The organism is Paraburkholderia sp. GAS448 (assembly GCF_050435685.1).
Classification (GTDB): Bacteria; Pseudomonadota; Gammaproteobacteria; order Burkholderiales; family Burkholderiaceae; genus Paraburkholderia.
On sequence record NZ_JBNDKT010000028.1, the window covers coordinates 17,742 to 32,694 of the forward strand.

General features: G+C 60.9%; 16 protein-coding genes and 1 pseudogene. 10 read left to right on the plus strand and 7 right to left on the minus strand.

Annotated features, from left to right (window positions below):
* The 3 genes from P3T23_RS34635 to P3T23_RS34645 all read left to right on the plus strand — a co-directional run bounded on the left by P3T23_RS34635 (position 1) and on the right by P3T23_RS34645 (position 3,479).
* A complete protein-coding gene (locus P3T23_RS34635) occupies positions 1–1,266 on the plus strand; it encodes a CaiB/BaiF CoA transferase family protein (protein ID WP_429320577.1) in 1,266 nt (421 codons plus the stop codon).
* A gap of 93 nt (positions 1,267–1,359) precedes the next feature.
* Positions 1,360–2,730, plus strand: a complete 1,371-nt coding sequence (locus tag P3T23_RS34640; RefSeq protein WP_429320578.1) for an MFS transporter — start codon at positions 1,360–1,362, stop codon at positions 2,728–2,730.
* Between the two features lie 35 nt (positions 2,731–2,765).
* Complete coding sequence (locus P3T23_RS34645; RefSeq protein ID WP_429320579.1) at positions 2,766–3,479, plus strand: TetR/AcrR family transcriptional regulator; 714 nt, start codon at positions 2,766–2,768, stop codon at positions 3,477–3,479.
* Between the two features lie 213 nt (positions 3,480–3,692).
* On the opposite strand, the gene P3T23_RS34650 is transcribed toward P3T23_RS34645, so the two are convergent.
* Complete coding sequence (locus P3T23_RS34650; protein ID WP_429320580.1) at positions 3,693–4,142, minus strand: Rrf2 family transcriptional regulator; 450 nt, start codon at positions 4,140–4,142, stop codon at positions 3,693–3,695.
* 355 nt (positions 4,143–4,497) lie between these two features.
* On the opposite strand from P3T23_RS34650, the gene P3T23_RS34655 reads away from it, so the two are divergent.
* Positions 4,498–5,565 carry an alkene reductase gene (locus tag P3T23_RS34655; RefSeq protein WP_429320581.1) on the plus strand — a complete coding sequence of 356 codons (1,068 nt, stop codon included), beginning with the start codon at positions 4,498–4,500 and terminating at the stop codon, positions 5,563–5,565.
* Between the two features lie 86 nt (positions 5,566–5,651).
* Here P3T23_RS34655 and P3T23_RS34660 read toward each other — a convergent pair whose 3' ends face one another.
* The 4 genes and pseudogenes from P3T23_RS34660 to P3T23_RS34675 all read right to left on the minus strand — a co-directional run bounded on the left by P3T23_RS34660 (position 5,652) and on the right by P3T23_RS34675 (position 8,363).
* Positions 5,652–6,176 (minus strand): J domain-containing protein, encoded by a 525-nt coding sequence (locus tag P3T23_RS34660; protein WP_429320652.1) that lies wholly within the window; start codon positions 6,174–6,176, stop codon positions 5,652–5,654.
* A 652-nt stretch (positions 6,177–6,828) separates the two neighbouring features.
* A complete protein-coding gene (locus P3T23_RS34665; protein ID WP_429320582.1) occupies positions 6,829–7,365 on the minus strand; it encodes a TrbI/VirB10 family protein in 537 nt (178 codons plus the stop codon).
* Positions 7,366–7,415: 50 nt separating this feature from the next.
* Entirely contained in the window at positions 7,416–7,847 is a 432-nt protein-coding gene (locus tag P3T23_RS34670; RefSeq protein WP_429320583.1) for a hypothetical protein, read from the minus strand.
* Between the two features lie 134 nt (positions 7,848–7,981).
* Positions 7,982–8,363, minus strand: a pseudogene (locus P3T23_RS34675) (hypothetical protein).
* A gap of 245 nt (positions 8,364–8,608) precedes the next feature.
* On the opposite strand from P3T23_RS34675, the gene P3T23_RS34680 reads away from it, so the two are divergent.
* The 6 genes from P3T23_RS34680 (at position 8,609) to P3T23_RS34705 (ending at position 13,059) form a co-directional block, all read left to right on the plus strand.
* Positions 8,609–9,061 (plus strand): Hsp20/alpha crystallin family protein, encoded by a 453-nt coding sequence (locus tag P3T23_RS34680; RefSeq protein WP_429320584.1) that lies wholly within the window; start codon positions 8,609–8,611, stop codon positions 9,059–9,061.
* 24 nt (positions 9,062–9,085) lie between these two features.
* On the plus strand, positions 9,086–9,493 hold the full coding sequence (locus P3T23_RS34685; protein WP_429320585.1) for an Hsp20/alpha crystallin family protein: 408 nt from the start codon (positions 9,086–9,088) through the stop codon (positions 9,491–9,493).
* Positions 9,494–9,802: 309 nt separating this feature from the next.
* Positions 9,803–11,569, plus strand: a complete 1,767-nt coding sequence (locus tag P3T23_RS34690) for a hybrid sensor histidine kinase/response regulator (RefSeq protein ID WP_429320586.1) — start codon at positions 9,803–9,805, stop codon at positions 11,567–11,569.
* Between the two features lie 33 nt (positions 11,570–11,602).
* On the plus strand, positions 11,603–12,034 hold the full coding sequence (locus P3T23_RS34695; RefSeq protein WP_429320587.1) for a GGDEF domain-containing protein: 432 nt from the start codon (positions 11,603–11,605) through the stop codon (positions 12,032–12,034).
* Between the two features lie 106 nt (positions 12,035–12,140).
* Positions 12,141–12,404, plus strand: a complete 264-nt coding sequence (locus tag P3T23_RS34700; RefSeq protein WP_429320588.1) for a hypothetical protein — start codon at positions 12,141–12,143, stop codon at positions 12,402–12,404.
* A gap of 181 nt (positions 12,405–12,585) precedes the next feature.
* Positions 12,586–13,059, plus strand: coding sequence for a PRC-barrel domain-containing protein (locus P3T23_RS34705; RefSeq protein WP_429320589.1), 474 nt, complete (start codon positions 12,586–12,588; stop codon positions 13,057–13,059).
* Between the two features lie 280 nt (positions 13,060–13,339).
* Here the strand turns inward: P3T23_RS34705 and P3T23_RS34710 are convergent, their stop codons facing one another.
* A complete protein-coding gene (locus tag P3T23_RS34710; protein WP_429320590.1) occupies positions 13,340–13,777 on the minus strand; it encodes a response regulator in 438 nt (145 codons plus the stop codon).
* A gap of 650 nt (positions 13,778–14,427) precedes the next feature.
* The gene (locus P3T23_RS34715; RefSeq protein ID WP_429320591.1) at positions 14,428–14,625 is read right to left on the minus strand and encodes a DUF2934 domain-containing protein; all 198 of its coding nucleotides are present in this window, start codon (positions 14,623–14,625) and stop codon (positions 14,428–14,430) included.
* Positions 14,626–14,953: the final 328 nt, after the last annotated feature.

The window sequence follows — 14,953 nt, forward strand, 5'->3', positions numbered from 1 at the left end:
ATGGCCGGACCGCTCGAAGGACTCAAGGTAGTCGATTTTTCGCGGGTGCTGGCGGGTCCGCTGTGTGCCCGCACGCTGGCCGATCTCGGCGCCGACGTTATCAAGATCGAGCCGCCGCGGCCCGATGTGTCGCGAGCTGCGTTTCCGAATCGCGACGGCATGTCCGGCTACTACGCGCAGCAGAATAGCGGCAAGCGCAACGTCAGCATCGATCTGAACGTGCCGCACGCACGCGAGCTTGTGCTACGCCTGTGCGACGAGGCGGACATCGTCGTAGAGAATTTTCGGGCCGGCACGCTCAAGGGGTTTGGACTCGACTACGAGACGCTCGCGAGGCGCAATCCAAAGCTGGTCTACGTATCGATCACCGGATACGGCCAGCGCGGTCCCTGGGCCTCGCGCATGGCCTACGCGCCGACTGTGCAGGCTGAAACGGGATTCACGCACAACACATTGCGCCATTTCGACAGCGCGGGCGACGGCCCCAAGTGGACCGATCCCCTGTCGCACGCGGACGTCTATGCGGGCCTGCAGGCGACCATCGCCGTGCTGGCGGCGGTGCGCAAACGTGAAGTAACGGGACGCGGCCAATACATCGACGTCGCGATGGCGGCCGTGATGCTGTCGATCAACGAACGCGCTCACCTTGACCTCGCGGGTGTCGATACGGGTGCCGAGCCGGGCATTCTCGGTGCTGCCGACGGCCCGCATTTCGTTGGCCCCGGTGGCGAAGAGTTCGTGGCGGCGCAAAGCATCATCGGCAGCAACACGTTTCCGAATTACTTGCGCGCCATGCGCCGTATGGACCTTGTGCAGGATCCACGCTTCAGCACCGCTGAACGCCGCCTGCAGAACTACAAGGCGCTGCACGCGGTAATCCAGACGTGGATGCTCTCGTTCCGCGATCTCAGGACGCTTGATGCGCAACTCGACGAGGCCAAGATCGCGATAGGCCAGATCCGTGCGCTGAAGGAATTGGCCGAGACCGATTGGGCGAAGCAGTGGGGTGCGGTGCACGAGATCCCGGATCGCCGCGGCGGCTCGTATCTCATCCACGGCTATCCATGGCGCTTTTCCGATGACGAGCTCGGAATGCGCAGCGCACCGGCGTTTCGCGGCGAACACAACGAGCAGGTGTTCCGCGAAGCGGGCCTGGCGGATGTCGAAATCCGCAATGCGGTCGAAACAGGCATCCTGGTCGGCGGGCCGCCACCGTCCGCGAAGGAGATCGACGCCGCTGTTCTTGTGGAGGCAGGGTCCAACTAAACGCAACCAGTGTCGCGGCGCGCTAACGGGCTGTAGCCCGTGCGCAAGCGCTGTCGCGGCTATTGCTCATGACAGGCGACGTCGGAGGACAGAATGGAAGTGGTAAAACAGGCCTGTGCAGACGGGTTATCGTCAGATGACAACGCCCTCCTGCGGAAGGCCTACGCTTCGGCGCAATGGAGGATACTGCCGATACTGTTTGGCTTATGGATGCTGGCGTGGGTCGGTCGTTCGAACGTTGCTTTTGCGAAGTTGCAGATGGTCGTGGATCTGCGATTCAGCGAAACGGTATATGGGTTGGGCGCCGGACTGTTCTTCGTCGGCTATGTGCTGTTCGGCGTGCCTACGACCATGTTGCAGAAGAAGTTCGGTGCACGCGCCGTGCTTGCCGGAGTCGCCGGCGGCTGGGGCCTGACGAGTGTTGCGATGACGTTCGTCAATAGCGCACCGACATTCTACGCGTTGAGGTTCCTGCTCGGTGTGTTCGAGGCCGGTTTCTACCCAGGCGTCGTGTTGTACATCAATGCGTGGTTCCCGGGGAAAAGGCGTACCCGCAATTTCAGCATTTTCCACTCGGGGTCGCTCTTCTCGCCAGTCACGATTGGCTTGACAGGGGGATTCGTGCTCGAGCACATGAACGGACTGGCCGGCTTTCATGGCTGGCGATGGATGTTCTTCACTCAGGCGATCCCTACGATCGTGTTGGCGTGCGTTGCGTTCGCGATACTTCCGGATCTGCCCAGCAGCGCGAAGTGGCTTTCGGCGCGACAGCGTAAGCTCATCGAGGACGATCTCAGGCAGAATGCCGAAACGATGGACGACATCGGCGTAGACGAGCGTCCCCTGTTACTCAACCCCGCCATCTGGATCCTGAGCGCCGCCTACTTCTGCCTCCTTGCCGCCACGGCTGCACTGTTTTTCTTCTCCCCGACGATACTTCGTGAGGCGGGATTCGGCGGGTATAAAGAGATTGGCCGTGCAGTTGCCGGCGCCTGCATTCTGGGGGCACTGGGCAATGTGCTCATCTGCAGCATCGGGGGCGCCCCGCATCGCCGCCAGCTCTTCTGTGCGCTGGCGTCGGTCTTCACTGCGGCAAGCCTCTCGGCGCTCGTTTTTGTTTGGCACAGTAGTACCGCCGCGACTTTCTTCCTGCTTGTTCTTGGCTTCGCGGGAACGGGGGCTGGTATAACGCTCTTCTGGCAGATGTCAGTCGGCCTGCTCAGCGGTAAGTCGCTGGTGGTTGGCGTGCCGTTAATCAGTTCCTTCGCCAACGTCGCTGGCTTCATTACACCCTTTCTGATCGGGTATGTTCGCGACGCAACTGGAACCTATGCGAGTGGATTCATCATGGTGGCCTGTGTCCAGGCACTTGGCGTCGTTGCTCTTCTGTTCGGCGTGCGGCACATTGTCAGGAGGCGATCGCGCGTTGGCGATATTGCGTGTCTATCTACGCAGAATTTATAATCATTCCCGTGTTTTGCTCCTCGAACGAAGGTCACGTGAGTCCCAAGTCAGCTATCCCGAAGAATGCGGATTACCACCATGGCAATCTGCGCAACGCGCTCATCGAAGCAGGGCGCACCGCGCTCCTGGAGGTATCGGCACAAGACTTGAGCCTGCGTTACCTCGCACGCATGGTGGGCGTGTCAGAAGCCGCACCCTCGCGACATTTTTCGGGTATCGACGAACTGCTGGCCACGATCGCGGCCAGCGGTTATCGCGACCTCGCTGCGCTGCGCGTTGCGATCCGTGACAGCGAGGATACGGCGCTTGCCAAAGCGTACCGGATGATGCGGGTGTATGTTGAGTTCGCGCAGCGCCACAATGGGCTGTTCAGTCTGATGATCGGGCCCCGCATCGTGGCGCATCAAGCGTACCCAGAACTCGCCGAGGAAAGTAACAGGTCTTTTGGGTTGTTTTCCGAGACGATCGAGGCGCTGGCTATCGAGAGTGGTTGGGCCCACTCCGATCTCAAGCTCGTGACCCATGCCGCGTGGAGTATGGAGCATGGTCTCGCCACACTGATCCTGGCGAACCGCGCGCCGCGCGCGGACACCAAAGTGGCAGTACCAAAGCTGACCGATTTTGTCGTGATGACGTTGCTTGGCGCGATCACGGCGGGTCCGGATCATCTGCAGAGCGTCACCGAACAATGCGCAGCTTTTCAAAAGTCAGCGGTTACGCGAACGGCGCGCAGGCGCGCCAAAGCGTAGCCATCATCGCCATGGAACGAGCCGCGAGTTCAAGACGATGTCTAAGTCACTACAAATTGAACCAATCGGTCACAGCGAGCAAAGGGCCGTAAGTGGCACGACTTGAAAGTTTCGGCAGTCACAATTGACCGGCAGCCCGTATCGTCGCCCATTTGGCGGCGATACGTTCTCTCACTCCTTTGGGGCCAATGTGCCCCGATAACCAACTCGAATTCAGCCGCGCTTTTTCGATGGTTGCGATGAAAGAGTGTCTGTGAGTACCGCTTCGATCGTCGTGGCGGCAAGCGTCTTTCGAACGCCATCGTCGATCGAATCATAGACGTGGCTCAGCGTCGCCCCGATGCCTCGACCGACGGGGCACGCCTGGCTGGGTTTCGAAGGGTGCAGCGCGAAACGCGCACCCTCTTCAAGTGCGTTAAAGACGTCGAGCAAACTGATTGCGTCCGCACTCTTCGCCAGACGCCATCCCGCGTTGACACCGCGATAGCTCTCGACAAGCCCGCCTTTTGCAAGCAACCCAAGCGTACGACGAATCACCACCGGATTGGTGTTGACACTCGCAGCGATCCGATCGGACGTGACCGGGTCAGGACTGCGCCGTGCGACGAGCGCCATCCACGCCAGGATGTGGGTCGCCACGGTCAAGCGGCTGTTGGCGCTCATGGAAAGCCTGCGTTAGTCAATTTAGTTGTAACTATATTCGTTACATCATGGGTAGTCAATTCTGACACATTCGATGAATCCGGTGACAAAGCGCATTCCCCGCCTTAGGAGACGGACGTTTTCACGCTACACACATGGGCGCCGCAGCCGCCCCGCCCGTGCCATACGCGTCTCGTCGACGACGCCTGTTCATGACAGGAGACTTGTGTCAATGGTCTCGATGGTTTATGTTGTAACGATTATTGTTACATCAAATGATGTTGTGACGATAAACGTATGGCGTGCCACGTTCCATAGTCAGCGAAACGGAGCAGCCGTTCTTGCTACCCTCAACACCGAAATGAGAAGCCCGCAGATGTCCACACTCTTCGATCCCATCCAGATTGGCGCGCTGAAGTTATCGAACCGCATTGTCATGGCACCGCTCACCCGCATGCGCGCGTTCGCCGAGCGCAGTCCAGGCGTCCTCAACGCGCACCACTACGCGCTTCGTGCAAGCGCAGGACTCCTTATTACCGAAGCCACTTCCGTCACGCCTCAGGGCGTTGGCTATCCCAACACGCCGGGCATCTGGACGGAGAAGCAGATTGCCGGCTGGAAAGAGGTGACCTCAGCGGTACATGATGTGGGTGGTCTGATCGTCTCCCAGTTGTGGCACGTCGGGCGAGTTTCCGATCCGATCTACCATGACGGCCAACCTCCGGTCGCTCCAAGTGCGATTCCGCCGGAAGGCCATGTCACCCGCGTGCGGCCTCAGCGCCCATACACCGTACCGCGTGCGCTGGAGACCGAAGAAATTTCCGGCATCGTCGAAGATTTCCGGGTCGGCGCCGCAAACGCACAACGCGCGGGTTTTGACGGTGTCGAGCTTCACGCGGCAAATGGTTACCTGTTCGATCAGTTTCTGCACGACGGATCGAACCTGCGAACCGACCGTTACGGTGGCCCGATCGAGAACCGTGCGCGCTTCCTGCTCGAGGCAGTCGATGCGTTGCTCACGGTTTGGCCCGCGGACCGCATTGGCGTGCATCTGAACCTGATGTCGAGTTCATATTCGATGCGCGATTCGCATCCGCGCGCGCTGTTCACCTATGTCGCCGAGCAACTCAACACGCGCAACATCGCTTTCATTTTTGCGCGCGAGGCACTGGATCGTGGCGACGATCGCATCGGCCGTGACGTGCGACGTATCTTCAAGGGGACCTACATCCTCAACGAGGGACTGACACGGGAGAGTGCGGAACTGGCCATCAAACGCGGCGATGCAGACGCGGCGGCGTTTGGGCGTCCTTTTATCGCCAACCCTGATCTGGTGGAGCGCTTTCGACGCGGTGCGCCGCTCAATACGGTCAATCCGGAAACCATCTATGCGGACGACGAAACCGGCTACAACGACTACCCGCTGCTAGATGAAGCCGTGTGAAGCAGACGCGCGATGGATGACATCCTCGCCACTCTTCATAGATGCAGGGCGCGATCGTCGCTTGCTGATCCGGTTGATGGCGAAGGCTACTTCTGAAGCTGGCCGCGTCGCGGCGGATGTTTCGCTTGTCTGCTGATCCGCAGTCCGATATAGAACTTCATAAGCGCCACCGCTGCTATCAAGCCGCCGACCGCTATTACCACGCAAGCCCGTGCCACTCCATTTACAAAGGCATCGGCCTCCCGTTTATGCTCGGACGGTCGTGGAGCAGGCCTTTCGGGCGTCGCACTCGGTTCCTCCGCACGATGGCGCGCTGCGTTCTCTGTTTGTTGACGGGATGCAGGTTCCTCTCGCGCGGGGCGCTCTTGTGCTGTGCGGTCAAGCTGACCAGGAGCTTCCGAACGACGTTGTCCCATTGATGCGCTGTTGTCTCTCATCAGCGCTTCCTCGGCAGCTAGCTTGCTGTCGTATGCCGCACGCGCTTTATCGTCGCCGAGGACTGCCCACGCATCGTTCAGGATTATCATAATCCGCGCGGCGTCGGGATGATCGTTTTTGTCGGGATGATATTGTTGGCTGAGTGCCCGATATGCCGCCTTGATGACGGCCAGTGGCGCATTGCGCTACCTTTAGATTATCGTAGTGCGTGTGCATTCTGTCCCTTCTGTCCCCGGCTCTGAGCAAATCGTCGGCCGATTATACGATCAGGAAGGTACGTGTAACTTGTGTAACAAGTCTGGGTGCCGGTAATTTTTTGAGGTGCGCGAGCTGGAAGGGATGAGGTACTGAGATTCAGTGGGTCGACGGGAAGCGCGGTACTTGTCGGCGGCCACTCTCGGTCTCTTGATACCAGTGCGCCCCGCTCGGCTTGATGCCCGAATGGCAGCTATCGAGTAAGCCGAGTGTCTCTAATGGGTCGATAGCGTCTGTTCGATTTCTCTGAAACCGGTCGTTCAAAGAGTGTGAAATAGATGGGTGCTCGAACGGCCGGACTGGCCGAAGACCGGGCAAGCACAGTTTCGCCAACGAAGACGGCAATTCGGCCTGATGCAAAGTTTTCGACATGACCGATCACCTGACGCTCGCTTGATAGACCGGTAGGAATCAGGCACGCAGCGCTGCTCCATTCGGCTGCTGGATCGCATGAAGGACGTTCGATCTGCGTTCCACGGTAGATCGATTGTGGCCGTGACAGACGCGAGCGAGTGCAACGTCTCTCGCGACGCGAAAAGGGCGAATGCAGCAGCGGATTGCGATGAGGGTTCACTGCAGGCAACTTCCGTCGACGAGGGTAGGAGGCAATTTCATATCGCGCCGCGTGACCATGGTGATGCGCTGGCCGGGTTCCAGTCTTAGCATCGGCTGGATGTTCATGTTGCGCTGGAGAATGGTCTGCGTGGTTTGCGACAGCGACTGCGCTGCCGCCGACGTCAACGTATCGGATGTTCCGCCGTTGATGTTGATCGTCGTCCCGGTGGATTGAGCCTGGTTGTGTCCGATCCACGCGGCAACGCCAGCGATCAGGAAGGTCGAACCAAAGATCCTGAAGAAGTGGTTGTTGACGTCTGCGCTGACGCCGGCTTCGCCGTTGGGGTCGGCGCCGCTCAATCCATCCAGTCGCAGGCTCACGCCGTTCGGGAAAATCATGCGGGTCGCTGCGATCAGCATGCGTTCCTGACCCACGGCGACGTCGTTGCTCGTGACCCCGATGATCCGGCTGCCCCTGGGGATCAACCTGCAGGTGCCGTTGATGCTGTCGTATATGTCGCGGTCGACCATCGCGCGAAAGGTGCCTGGCATGTCACTATTCGCCCCCTGCAGGGCAACCGTCTGGATTGCCGTGCCTCCCATCACCATGTATGGCGAATCGGCTGACCGGTCTGGCCGTCCCGCGCCTGCCGCCAGTCAGTAGACCGGAAACACGTAGTGCGGCGTCGGTGTAAACCGGATTCCGGACTCCGGACAGATGACGCGCCCCCTGACGGCGACATGCTGTCCCAAATAAGGTAGCAGGAGCTTCGGGTCCGTTGCGCCGCCCTGCCGAGCAGGATGTCGGTCACGACCTTGTCGTTGCAGGGCGACGCCGCCGGGTGGTCCAGCAGAAGGGTCGTGTAGTCACCCGGCGCGTATTGCCCGTTGCCTTGCTGTATCGTGCCGCCGATCCAGATGTCCTGCTGCAGCGGCGACGTTTTCAGGGGCGGTCCGGCGGGTACCGCAATGGCAGGGCATGAACCGGCAATCAGCACGGATGCCGCAAGCCGTGCACCTGATATGTTTTTCATGGTGAGGCTACCTGTTCGTTATCCCGTCCCCGTCCCGACCGATGATCGGGGGGCGTTCCGATCTGGCGCGAGGCAGGCCTTCGGGTTGCCGGTCACCGTGCCCTCACTCCGGACCGAAGCGTTCGCCCGAAGGATCACTGGATCGGTGGCACCACGCCGAGCTTCTCGGCCAGCATCCGCTCATACACACCGAAGTGCAGGTCAACTTCCTCCTGGCTCACGATTGTGACCGTGATGTTCACCTGCTCCGGCAGCAGGCCGAGCACCACCGCGATCGCCGCTTCCAGTTGCGGCGCACAAACGCGGTCTTCGGTAAGTGTCGTACCCACGGCGATCGTAGGTTTGTTCGTGCTGGAAGACGATCTCGACCAGCCGCGCGCGGGCGCTCATGTTGTTGTCGATCGCGAGCCTCACGACCTCCGCCACGCTGCGCATCAACTCTGTCGGAAAGCCTCGGGTCGAGCGCAGCCGGACGCGGTGCCTGCCCCGTGTGAGCCAGTCCGAATCGAATTCCATGGTGTCCTCCGCTTGCCGTTGCAATGCAGCGCGATAATAGGATTCGGCAGGCGATTTTCAAGACTGGAATTTCACCACCGCCCCTTGAAATTTTCACCGTAGGTTCTATCTTTGAATTCGCTCAGTCAGACGTGCCGGTTACACTGGCGCGCTGCGTGTTTCGATTTGTTTGCCGGCAGCACGGCAGGCGGACTGGAGCGCGTAGGCCCGTTCGCCTCCCTGTTGCATTCACGGAGGATACGACCATGAGTGATCTCTACTTCGGAACCGACCTCTTCAGCGAGTTCGACCGTCTGCAGCGGCAGATGGGGCAGCTCTTCGGCGGCTTCCCGTCCAGCATCCGCGCCGGGCGCCTCGGCGCCTTCCCGCATGTCAACATCGGCACGACTGACGACTCGGTCGAGATCGTGGTGTTCGCCCCCGGCGTCGATCCGGCGGCACTCGACGTCTCCATTGACAAGGGTCTGCTGACGATCAGCGGCGAGCGCAAGCTTGCCCAGGCGGGGAACGATGACAAAACCCGCGACGACACCCGGACCTATGCACAGGAGCGCTTCACCGGCAGTTTCCGGCGCGTGATCGAGCTGCCGCAGAATGCTGACCCCGACAAGGTGCAGGCGCGCTACACCAACGGCTGCCTGTCGATCAGCGTGGGGAAGCGCGAGTCGTCAAAGCCCCGCGCGATCACAGTCCAGTAATTTCCGTCCTTGAAGGAGCAAGCCATGAACGACAAGACCCAGATTGCCGAGCGCGAACAGGGCGCGGTGGCCCGCCGCGAGGGCGAGCAGCCGGTCCGACGGATCACACTCACACCGGCCGTCGACGTGTTCGAGGACAGCCAGGGCATCACGCTGTGGGCGGACCTGCCAGGCGTCACCAAGGACAAGCTCGACGTGAAGGTGCACGACGGCAATCTGTTTATTGAGGCCGAAGCGGTCGTGCCGACGCCCGCCGGTCTGCGACCGCAGCATGCGGAGATCCGTCAGCCCCACTTTGCACGGGAGTTCTCACTGAGCCCCGATTTCGACACGTCGAAGATCGATGCGATCCTGCAGGATGGGGTGCTGAAGCTGACGATTCCCCGTCGGGACGAAGCGCGGCCGCGACGCATTGAAGTCAGGACGGGCTAACCGCGCACCGGCTTAGGCGGAGACGTCCATGCATGAAGTGTCATCGGAAGCGTGGAGAGGGCGCTCGTGTGCATACGCCCGTTACGCGTGCGCCTTCGGGCGTCATCGACGAGAAGTCTCGTCGCCAGGATACCGCCGTTTCACGCTTTGCCCCGAAAGGGTATGCTGCAGCAGTAGGCGTACCCAGGCTGCTCCGGGCAGCGTGGCGGGCGCTCGTGCCGCCGCATGGTCTTCGTGTTGCAGAGACTACAGTTTATCCAAGGCAATTTTTTCCTGCGCCCACGATACAAATTACCGCCTGGAGGCCAGATGACTGGATTACGTACGCCATCCGCAGCGGAGCGCGCACGGCGAGCAGGCACCTTGGTCACGCCGGCGCTTGGCATGCGCCCTCATCGACCACCCGATTTTGCTGCTGAAAGCGAGTCGATGCATCGCCTGGCGCAGGCGCTGACGTCCCCGGATGGCGCCGTGCTGCAGACACTTTCGGACATGGCACTCGGTCTGTGCGAGGCGGGCAGCGCGGGCATCGGCCTGCTGGAACGCGACGCTGGTGGAACCCCCGTCTTCCGCTGGGTCGCCGTTTCCGGTGAATGCGTCGTCGCCGTTGAAACCGTAACTCCGGTTGACGATAGCCCGAGCGGCGTTACGCTCGAACTGGCTGCGGGACAACTATTCTCGTTTCCCCAAAACCACTTCACCTGCCTGGAACACGTTGTCCCCACGATTGTCGAAGAACTGGTTGTGCCGATTCCTGGCGAACCTGAACCGTGGGGCACCCTGTGGGTGATGTCTCACGACAGGCAGCACCTTTTTGACGCCGAGGACCGTAGAATCCTGTCCAGCCTCGCGAACTTCACCTGCGCAGCGCTCACCATGACCCGGGCGAAAGCTGACGCGGAAGCCCGTGCGGCCGAAGCGGAAGCCGCAAGGAATGCGCTGGCCCTGGCTGAAGCGCGCAAGGACGACTTCATTGCGACCCTGAGCCATGAACTACGCAATCCCATCGCCCCGATCGACAGTGCCCTGACGGCGGCGCGCAAGCTGGCTACCGACAATCCCGCCGTACTGTCCGCGCTGGGCATCGCCGACCGGCAGATGAGGATACTGAAACGGCTCGTCAGCGATCTCCTCGACGCGTCCCGGATCAAGCACGGCAAACTTTCCGTGCGTCCGTCATACGGGTTACTGCAGGACATCGTGGCGGACGCGGTAACGGCACTGAAGGCCGACGTCAACAACGGCCTGCACCGGCTGCATGTCACCGTTCCGCCGTATCCGGTGACCGTTCACGCGGACCCCGCCCGCCTCACGCAGGTCGTGTCGAATCTGCTGTTGAATGCGGTGAAATACACGCCGCCCGACGGCGAGATTACTTTGCTGGTAGAGGCGCCGGACCTCGGCAACGGGTCGGTACACGATGCCTCGCCCCACACCGCGCTCATCAAGGTGAAGGACAACGGCGCGGGCATTTCAGCTTCACTGCTGCCGCACGTGTTCGACATGTTTGCCCAATCGCCTTCTGCACGCCGGCACGCGGAAGGCGGGCTCGGAATTGGACTGGCCGTCGTGAAGCATCTGGTGACGGCCCATAACGGCACCGTCACAATTACGAGCGCTGGAGAAGGCAAGGGGACGGAAGTCACCCTGCAACTCCCCATTGTCTGCGAAAGCACGGCCGCGGCGGCCATAACCGCGAGGCACACGATGGCGCCGATGCGCATCCTCCTTGTAGACGACAGCGCGGACGCCACGGAGGCACTGGGCACGTTGCTGGAACTGGAAGGGCACGAAGTGCAGCGGGCACAGAGCGGGCCCGACGCGCTTCGGCTAGTCGAGTCATTTATCCCGGACGTTGCCCTGATTGATGTCACGATGCCCGGCATGGACGGCCTCGAGCTTGCGCAACTGCTCCGTCTGCAGGCGCAGTGCTCGCTGACGAAGCTGGTGGCATTGACGGGACACACCGATGTCGCAAGCAGATGCCAGAGCGACGAACGGATATTTGATCGCCATCTCACCAAGCCACTGTCGCTTGAGGACCTCGCGGACGTTCTGCAGCACCTGCAGGATTAGGTGACAGACGGCATGATATGGCGCGCACTGTGCATGGCGCTGTCGCCGGACGCCGCGCACCAATCTGCAGGCCATCGCACGCATCGCAGTCCTTATAAGCTCCTGGGCAGGATTGCCGAATCACTTCGCTCAACGACGAGGCAAGAGGATGTGCTGGCCCGCGTAGGCGGGGACGAATTCGTGCTGCTCGCAGCAGACTGCGGTGACGACGGGCAGCTTTGCGAGTTGGCCATGCGGCTGATAACGTACCTCCGTGAGGCAGGAGAGAGGGAATTCGGAAGCCGGTTCCCAATCAGTGTCAGCGTCGGCATCGCGACGTATCCGGACCGGGTCGAATCCATCGAGGAACTACTGGACGTCGCGGACGCTGCCATGTACACATCAAAACAGCGGGGCCGGTCGACCTATACATTCGGGGAAACGCCACCCAAACGGGCCTCCAACGTGGTCACCCTGGCGCGGTAACAATTGAAGCGCGCCTCCTCGAACCAGCAGGCTCACGCGCAAATTTCCAGGCTAGGCCGCGACAGCCAGCAAAATCGGCGCATCGAAAATGACGGGGAGAATCACCATGCAAGCAAGAGGCGCCTCGGGCGCGATGACGCTGATAACCGAATGCGGCGCAGCGGGTAGCCCCGTGCGCGTTCTGCGCCTGGAATCGTCTGCGGATGGAAAAGCCGTGATGCTGACAGAAATCGACGAACGCAGGCCGGGCATACATCGCGAAGTCCGTTACGAGATAACGCCATCGGAGCTGATTGCGGCGATTCGCGCACATGGAGTGGCATTGCCAGACAAGCCGCACAACGACCGGCTCATCGCCGACCCGACGTAAGACCCATCCCGTCCATGGCGCAATCGCCCTCAGCGCGAGGTCCGGGAAACGTCTGGGTTGCTCGCTTTCAAGATAGCAAGACCGCCCCCTCGAAGTTCTGGCATGGCCGCACGTCTGCCGCCGACGGTTCGGGTACGCCGCTTGCGCGTCACTGGAGCACCATTTTCGATGGAGGTAAATCATGGGCTCAATTAATCCGCAAGGTGGCGCTCGCGGCGGAGCGAATATCGCCGGTGGTGGGATGGGCGAAGGGCCGGGGCCGGACATCATGGCCGCAGCAACGCTTGATGGAAACAAGGTGATGTCCTCGGACGGCGAACACGTGGGAAAGATTTCAGACATCATGCTGGACGTCAGAAGCGGACGTATTGCCTATGCCGTGTTGTCTGAGGGAGGTTTCCTCGGGATGGGATCAAATCTGCACGCCATCCCGTGGAGTGCGCTGACTCTCGATACAGACGAGAAGTGCTTCCTGGTCGACATTACGGCGCAACGCCTCAAGGACGACCCGGGCTTCGACAAGGACCACTGGCCGACGATGGCAGATGCGAAGTGGGGAGAGTCGACGTACAGCTACTACAACCGGCAGCCGTACTGGTCGGCGACCCAGGAGGTGGTGGAAAGTGACCCCGCTTTCCGGCCGAGCGAGCATTGAAACACACTACCGGGTAAGCCGACCCAAGCGGACGGCTAGCCTGGCGCTCTAGCGCTATGCCACCGCGACCCAATGCGGTGGCGTAAGCGCATAACGTCAGCGACAAGGCGCGGGCGAGTAACCAGATCGCGCTCGCGCTGTGGGGCGCGCCAGTTCACCGGCAAGCTCCTGAGCAAACTGTCCGCTACCGCAAAGTCAGGTTCGCACGCGGCAAGCTTGTCCAACCCGGCAGGCCGCTGTTACGAATATCGATGAGGTTATTCCGCCACACTCCCTTACCCTATGGCCAGCATCGAGGGTCAACTGGCTGCCAGCGCGAGGCGGGCGGGGCCGAGCAGGCTAGTGTGATGAATGTCATGGTCAGCCGCTCAGCAAGGAAGGAGTCGAGCGCCCGCATCAGCGAAGACAGGTCAACCGGCTTGCGGAAGTACATTGACCACCACGGTGGCGTATCCGCTGGTTCAGGCGCCGCCGACAACAGGACAATCGGTAACTGGGCGAAGGCGGGCTGGCACCGCACCCTTTTACACAGTTCCGCGCCATCCATCTCAGGCATCTCCAGGTCAGTGACGATGAGGTTTGCAGGTTCGCGGACGAGTTTGCCCAGCGCATCACGGGCGCTTTCCGCAAGAAGGACATGATGCCCTTCGCTTTCCAGCGCAAGTTGAAGAGCCCAAAGATTCTCCAACTCGTCATCGACCAGCAGCACAGTGGACATGGCGCAAGTTGATATGGTGTTACATATGTGAAACGCGCAATCCGCGTGCCACTACCGTATACGGCGCCGCGTCCCGCGCCTCGTTATCAAGCAGCCGCAGGCACAACCGCGAGGCGAAAATGGAGCCCGGCCATGGCCTCGCACTGTCGCCTACGACCTGGAGCGGAAAAGCAGGAGCCGGCGGTACACGGCTAGCCGCAGATGCGGCATCGTTCGGACTGCCGCGCTCGCCGGGCTTCGCGGGCTTGGCAAGAAGAAGGGACTCTGTGAAACCGGGTTCGTCCTCACTTCCGTGATTCATTCCGTTTTCGCCGTGAGCCCGGCGACCGAGGGAGGACTCCCGCACCACTGAGTCTTCGGCGATATCACCCAGGCGGCCAACGGCTGGTAGCGTCGTTTAAGAAACTGCGAATTGTCTGGCGATATGGAGCAAACCGATGAGGCACTGCGGCGATGGGTATTGACCAAGGCGGGAATAATGTCCTTTTCCTTGCGAGGCGCGAAGCGCGTTTGGACATTTCCCGGCGGCCGACGAAAAAAGCAGCACGATGGCGACCGCCCTACGACCGCGCATGTAGGCGTGTTTTCGCGACGGTGTCGTTGGCGGGAGCACCACACGAATTGAGAGAGGCCGTCTTCAGCGCGCGTCATCAGGACTGCGACTGCTCCTGCGACTGGCCAGATTGTCCCGACGTTTCGTCCGTCGTCGCGTCAGCGCCTCTATCGGCAGTTAGCTGCTGCCGTGCTTTCTCCCAGTATTCCTCCGATCGCCCTTCCGGACTGCCGTCCTTTTCCCAGAGGAAAAACGCAAGCGTTCTGATTTGCTCTTCAGTAACAGGGACTTCCATTTAAACCTCGCAGAATAAGCTCAACTGGGGTGCTGCGCTGCAACGAAACACAGCCGCCGGTCCAGGACGAGCGCATCGAGCGCCGTCGTTTTCCCCGACAGCATCAACTTCTCGCGCAGCGTAACCGGGCAACGAGATGGAGTTCGCCTTGCACGGCGGACCAGATCGACGTCATCGATTATAGAAGCGGAACTTGCGACCCTGGCCCGCGGTTGCGCTTTTTTCTCGTCCGCGAAACCGGAGATTTGTGCGCGATTGTCCGCGCTCCAGCTCGCCCATCGCAACAGCGTCTTTTTACGTCCGCGTCGCAGGGCCGGCCGCTTCGACA

Coding starts and splice junctions, on each gene's coding strand:
- P3T23_RS34635 (WP_429320577.1), top strand. CDS start 1: ATGGCCGGACCGCTCGAAGGACTCAAGGTAGTCGATTTTTCGCGGGTG.
- P3T23_RS34640 (WP_429320578.1), top strand. CDS start 1,360: ATGGAAGTGGTAAAACAGGCCTGTGCAGACGGGTTATCGTCAGATGAC.
- P3T23_RS34650 (WP_429320580.1), bottom strand. CDS start 4,142: ATGAGCGCCAACAGCCGCTTGACCGTGGCGACCCACATCCTGGCGTGG.
- P3T23_RS34655 (WP_429320581.1), top strand. CDS start 4,498: ATGTCCACACTCTTCGATCCCATCCAGATTGGCGCGCTGAAGTTATCG.
- P3T23_RS34665 (WP_429320582.1), bottom strand. CDS start 7,365: ATGCCAGGCACCTTTCGCGCGATGGTCGACCGCGACATATACGACAGC.
- P3T23_RS34670 (WP_429320583.1), bottom strand. CDS start 7,847: ATGAAAAACATATCAGGTGCACGGCTTGCGGCATCCGTGCTGATTGCC.
- P3T23_RS34680 (WP_429320584.1), top strand. CDS start 8,609: ATGAGTGATCTCTACTTCGGAACCGACCTCTTCAGCGAGTTCGACCGT.
- P3T23_RS34685 (WP_429320585.1), top strand. CDS start 9,086: ATGAACGACAAGACCCAGATTGCCGAGCGCGAACAGGGCGCGGTGGCC.
- P3T23_RS34690 (WP_429320586.1), top strand. CDS start 9,803: ATGACTGGATTACGTACGCCATCCGCAGCGGAGCGCGCACGGCGAGCA.
- P3T23_RS34695 (WP_429320587.1), top strand. CDS start 11,603: ATGGCGCTGTCGCCGGACGCCGCGCACCAATCTGCAGGCCATCGCACG.
- P3T23_RS34700 (WP_429320588.1), top strand. CDS start 12,141: ATGCAAGCAAGAGGCGCCTCGGGCGCGATGACGCTGATAACCGAATGC.
- P3T23_RS34705 (WP_429320589.1), top strand. CDS start 12,586: ATGGGCTCAATTAATCCGCAAGGTGGCGCTCGCGGCGGAGCGAATATC.
- P3T23_RS34710 (WP_429320590.1), bottom strand. CDS start 13,777: ATGTCCACTGTGCTGCTGGTCGATGACGAGTTGGAGAATCTTTGGGCT.
- P3T23_RS34715 (WP_429320591.1), bottom strand. CDS start 14,625: ATGGAAGTCCCTGTTACTGAAGAGCAAATCAGAACGCTTGCGTTTTTC.